This is a genomic window from Dyadobacter sp. (assembly GCF_051859145.1).
Taxonomy (GTDB): domain Bacteria; phylum Bacteroidota; class Bacteroidia; order Cytophagales; family Spirosomataceae; genus Dyadobacter.
The window spans coordinates 3,997-8,682 of sequence record NZ_JBHYGF010000301.1; the positions used below are offsets into that span (position 1 = coordinate 3,997).

General features: G+C 45.1%; 5 protein-coding genes and 1 pseudogene. 1 reads left to right on the plus strand and 5 read right to left on the minus strand.

Going from position 1 to position 4,686, the window contains the following annotated elements; genetic code table 11:
- Positions 1 to 201, plus strand: a pseudogene (locus ACTIE6_RS16730) (hypothetical protein); the annotation flags it as partial.
- Between the two features lie 46 nt (positions 202 to 247).
- Here the strand turns inward: ACTIE6_RS16730 and ACTIE6_RS16735 are convergent.
- From ACTIE6_RS16735 to ACTIE6_RS16755, 5 genes are all read right to left on the minus strand, one after another.
- Entirely contained in the window at positions 248 to 1,156 is a 909-nt protein-coding gene (locus ACTIE6_RS16735) for a bestrophin family protein (RefSeq protein ID WP_439557731.1), read from the minus strand.
- Between the two features lie 46 nt (positions 1,157 to 1,202).
- Positions 1,203 to 1,664 carry a hypothetical protein gene (locus ACTIE6_RS16740; RefSeq protein WP_439557732.1) on the minus strand — a complete coding sequence of 154 codons (462 nt, stop codon included), beginning with the start codon at positions 1,662 to 1,664 and terminating at the stop codon, positions 1,203 to 1,205.
- A 145-nt stretch (positions 1,665 to 1,809) separates the two neighbouring features.
- Complete coding sequence (locus ACTIE6_RS16745; protein ID WP_439557733.1) at positions 1,810 to 3,177, minus strand: sensor histidine kinase; 1,368 nt, start codon at positions 3,175 to 3,177, stop codon at positions 1,810 to 1,812.
- Positions 3,161 to 3,853, minus strand: a complete 693-nt coding sequence (locus ACTIE6_RS16750; RefSeq protein WP_439557734.1) for a response regulator transcription factor — start codon at positions 3,851 to 3,853, stop codon at positions 3,161 to 3,163. Before ACTIE6_RS16750 ends, ACTIE6_RS16745 begins: the two co-directional genes overlap by 17 nt.
- Before the next feature lie 181 nt (positions 3,854 to 4,034).
- Complete coding sequence (locus tag ACTIE6_RS16755; RefSeq protein ID WP_439557735.1) at positions 4,035 to 4,295, minus strand: hypothetical protein; 261 nt, start codon at positions 4,293 to 4,295, stop codon at positions 4,035 to 4,037.
- Between the last annotated feature and the right edge of the window lie 391 nt (positions 4,296 to 4,686).

Here is a 4,686-nt window from a genome sequence, read left to right on the forward strand (position 1 = left end):
CCAGGAATCGGCATTGTCAAACCTGACAAAATACCGGCTTCCTGGATTGCTGGTTTTTACTCGAAGAATGAAGCGATGAAAGCTTACCGGATGTTTGAGCAATATCTTAAATCCACCCGCTACAAAAGCGCCGGAAAAGGGAACTGGGTGGAACAGAATTACAACATCCTATTTAATATATACGAAGGTCTTGGCAAGTAACATATCAGAGGGCGCGCAACTGATTGCGCGCCCCTGCAGAGGAGGTTTACAGAATGTAAAATTTATCAGGCTCGTAAGCCGAGGGTACCTGATCGTCGCGCATCATTTGTCTCAGATCTCGCTCAATGTTTCTTGAAATGGTCAGGACAGGCGTGTCAGTTGGCTTGTTTTCGAATGGGTCCTGTAAATGGATCGCCATTTTTTCGATGAGAAAGAAGCAGGCAGTGATCACGATCAGCACCGGTACCATCAAAAACCCGAACAACTGGACCAGACCAAATGGCAGCAGCAAAATAAAGAAGTGGAGCGCCAGGTGAATGTACAGACTATAAGTTGACGGGAAAACCGTATTCTTAATCCGCTCGCATTTACCCATTGAATCACAAAGCTTTGTAAGCGTTCCGTCAATTTCGATCTGCTGGTAAGGGTTTACCCAACCTTGTTTCAATGCATTTTTAAGATCGCGGGCGTGCAATTGGAGCAGTCCGACGTGTTTGTTATCGTAGTCTTTTACGAATTCATATTCCTCGTCGGTCACAAATTTCCGGATCAAAGGCATTGGATCATCTTTCCGCAGCCCCTTCCCCAGCGCATAACACCAGGCAATCTGCCTTTTGATCATCCGGTGTTTGAAACCGTCAATACTCTCCGTTCCGTAAGGTTCTTCCATTAAATGGATGATCTGCCGGGCCAATGTGCGTGAATCGTTGACAATGGCGCCCCAGATGATCCGGGCTTCCCACCAGCGGTCGTAAGCCTGGTTGGAGCGGAATGCCAGCAGCAGCGAGATAATCGTACCGAGCACAGTTGGTACGGTCATCGGAATGGAAATGTTTGTGATATGAAAATTCTGGTACACAATCTCGATCGCAACCCCATATATGGTGACAAACAGGATTTCGTATTTTATTTTTCCGAATATATAACGGATAGGGATATTCTTTTTGAGCAGCATAGTTTCGTCACTTTATCATGATCACAAATTCTTGGTGGAAGCAATATCACTGCATGCTGTTTGCGTGTGCAAAGAAGCCTACACTAATCAGATCAGCATTTATCATCGGAATGCCGCATTTTTTTAAAACCGGGAGTGCATCGAGACTGCTCTTGTTGAGTTTGGGAAAGCCATAGTTTTGAGAATAGGCAATGCAGTCTACTTCGTGGTATTCGAGAAAGTTCTTCAATCCGGCGATTTTGTTGCCGTAGAAAAAATCAATTTTGACACTTTGCAACTGGTCGGGATAGTCTTCTTTCAATGCGCGGCAGTCTGCCCAGAAGTCTTCGGAGACCAATTCATATTCTTTCTCCCGGTAACCTGAGAAGAGCAGGTCCTGGATATCGTCGGCAACATGGAACAAGTGTGTGAACACCAGCTTCACATCTTCATTCAAATCTCTAACAATTGTCTCAGCTACCTGGATACCCTCGTTTGTAAAGTCCGTCGGAATCATTACAGTTTTCATACAACTCTATCGGTTTGATTAACAATGATTTTGCTGATCTAAATCAGTGATACAATGTTACGGCAGAGTTATTAGGCTGTACTAAGAGCTACATTATAATACGGTGAGAGAGTTATTAGAAGGAAATAAGAATATTAAAACGGGATTAGAGGCCTTTATAACAGAATGGAAGATAGGTCTTAAAGCGCGTTCCTTCTCCCACTTTGCTCCACACTTCGGCTTTGCCCTGATGCATCCGGATAATGTTATGCGCTAGCGGAAGCCCGATCCCATACCCTTTGTAGCGCTCCGTATTTGACGCACGGAAAAAGGGAACAAAGATCTGCCCGATCTCGCGGTCTGGTATCCCGATACCCTGGTCGGCCACTTCAACGATCACGTAGGTTTTGTCGTGACTGATCGAAACCTGGACTGGCCGGTTGTCTGAATATTTGCAGCTGTTGAGCACAATGTTGCTGAATGCAGCTTTCAAAAGCACTTTATTGCCATTGATAACCAGCTTTTGCTCTTCCTCAGGCAGATTTTCGAAGTTAATGGAAACCTTATTGTCGGGGATAATCTTATCTGCTGCTTCTTTGACAGAAAGGATCAGCTCGTCTACCCGCAAGGCACCCCATTCTTCTTTTTTCCCGTCAAAACCGGTTTGGGCGAGACTTAGCATACTGCTCGTCAAATGTTCCAGCTTTTCGGATTCGCGGTAGATATTCTCGAAAGACTGACGCGCATTGTCCGACAGTCCCGGTGTTGAAAGTCCAATCTCCGCTTCGCCACTAATCACCGTAAGCGGGGTTTTAAATTCGTGGGAAGCATTGCTCACAAAATTATTTTGTATCTCAAATGTTACTTCCAGCCGGTCGAGCATGTCGTTGAATGTGCGTGCCAGATCCTGGATATCGTCGCCGCTGTCGTCCACAATCAACCGCTGGTGCAGGTTACGCGCATTGATCCCTTTTACATTACGTACAATCCGCTGGATCGGCTTGAATATTTGCGTTGAAAAAAGCTTTCCGAATGTGAAAACAAAAACGAGTGAGATAAAAAAGCCGGTTACGAGCAGGTTTTTGAGGTTATCCATCTCAGCCAGCCCGTAGAGGTCCACTGCTGACGAAATCATGATTACCTTTCTCTTTCCGCTGGTAATGTACCTCCCTACATAAGTAGTATCCTTTTCGAAGTACCGAGCCTCCTTTGTTCTGGCGAGCTCGTCGTAAAAAACCTGTGGGAGCGGAAGCTTCTTTTTTACGCCTGCATCGTTGAGCGACAGCAGAATACGGTGTTTCTCAAAAGGCAGGTCGCCCAAATGGCGCTCTTTGATATCGTAGTAGATCGGCTTTCTCGATTCATTTTCTTCCAGCACAGCGTGGCCGATAATATCAGACCGAACTTCCAACCGGTGAAAAAAGCTGGCTGCGATACTCTCCGACCCGAAAATGTAAACGAAAACGCTCAAAGCCAGGATAATACTTGCCGAGAGTACCGTGAAGATGATCGCAATCTTATTTTGAATCTTCATAAGACTGGCGAATGACGTAGCCCATTCCGAAAACCGTGTGGATCAGCTTGACGTCTTGGTTTTTGTCAATTTTCTTTCGCAGGTAATTGATATACACATCTACCACATTGGTACCCAGATTGAAATTGATATCCCACACATTTTCGAGGATCTCAATGCGGTTCAGCACGCGGTTGGTGTTGGAAAGCAGGTATTCGAGGAGGCGGAATTCAGTGGCGGTCAGGTCAATGGTGGTCGTCGCTCTTTTTACGGTTTTGGTTACCTTGTCCAGCACCAGGTCGCCGATGCTCAGGATACCGTCGTTCCGCTCAGGCTCGCGGCCGCGGCGGGTTAATGTGCGCAACCTCGCTTCCAGTTCAGCCAGTTTGAAAGGCTTTGTCATGTAATCGTCTGCGCCCGCGTCCAGCCCTGACACGATATTCTCCGTAGTTCCCAGAGCGGTGAGCATCAAAATCGGCGTGGTGAACTGTGCGCTGCGAAGCCGCCTGCACACTTCCATGCCATTAATAACAGGAACCATCAGATCCAGTATGACGATATCAAATGTATGTTGAAGCGCCATTTGCATACCCGACTGCCCGTCCATCGCAACCGCAATCTCGTGCCCGGAAGCAGAAAGTCCACGCTGGATTACCGAGATTACGCCGGGATCGTCTTCAATAAGCAAAAGCTTCATCAGGGGTTTTATTTGTACATGAAACGTGTGAAACAGTTTTCAAGGTATGAAAAAACCGCATTCAAGCGACCCAGCTACTATCTAATTTGACAAAACTGATGTATCGGGCACAAAAAAAGGGAAGAAAGATTCTTCCCTTTTTGCTTAAACCTTACTGACCTTCTTGTGAAGGCCCGTTAAATTACTTAGCTGAATTGCTTTTCAATTGAAGCCCTACGATTGCCGCTTTCTGTGCAGCATTGTGCTTATTGGTGTCAGTTGTCAATTTATCCTTTTGCGGAGCAGGGCTTTCCAAAACAGGAAGCGAAGCTGGCAAGGCAGCAGATGATACGCCTACTTTGGTTTTCTCTTCTGCTGTATATGTAGAGGTATTCGCATTGGCGTAAGTAGCGATAGTCATAACCATCATGGCAGTAGCTATCATTGTTTTTGCATTTTTCATTGTTGCTATTATTTATTGGTTCTTGTTATCTGTCTCTCAATTGACAGTACAAATATACTACAATATTTCGCAAACAAGCGTTCAATGCATTTCTCAACAAAACAATATTCTGTATCAAAGGCACATTTATAGCCATTTACAAGTGCAGAATTGAAGCTTAAAAATGGTATTATTCAAATATCACTTCCAACAAAATGCATCTTATCAGGGATTTTTGCTCAAATAAGATTTGGCAGTGTAGCAACCTTGCAGAAGTGATTGTTAACCTTCCGTTCACATTGGAATACAATTTGGCACTTCCACCGTTCAAGCGAATTTTCTTCGGAGTGGATTATATCAACACCGTTTTTTCAGGCAAATTCCTGAGATATGAGGGTCTTAAACGAAAAAA

What these genes read in the sequence shown, in the direction of transcription:
- ACTIE6_RS16755 (WP_439557735.1), bottom strand. Translation starts at nt 4,295, where the DNA reads ATGAAAAATGCAAAAACAATGATAGCTACTGCCATGATGGTTATGACT.
- ACTIE6_RS16740 (WP_439557732.1), bottom strand. Translation starts at nt 1,664, where the DNA reads ATGAAAACTGTAATGATTCCGACGGACTTTACAAACGAGGGTATCCAG.
- ACTIE6_RS16745 (WP_439557733.1), bottom strand. Translation starts at nt 3,177, where the DNA reads ATGAAGATTCAAAATAAGATTGCGATCATCTTCACGGTACTCTCGGCA.
- ACTIE6_RS16750 (WP_439557734.1), bottom strand. Translation starts at nt 3,853, where the DNA reads ATGAAGCTTTTGCTTATTGAAGACGATCCCGGCGTAATCTCGGTAATC.
- ACTIE6_RS16735 (WP_439557731.1), bottom strand. Translation starts at nt 1,156, where the DNA reads ATGCTGCTCAAAAAGAATATCCCTATCCGTTATATATTCGGAAAAATA.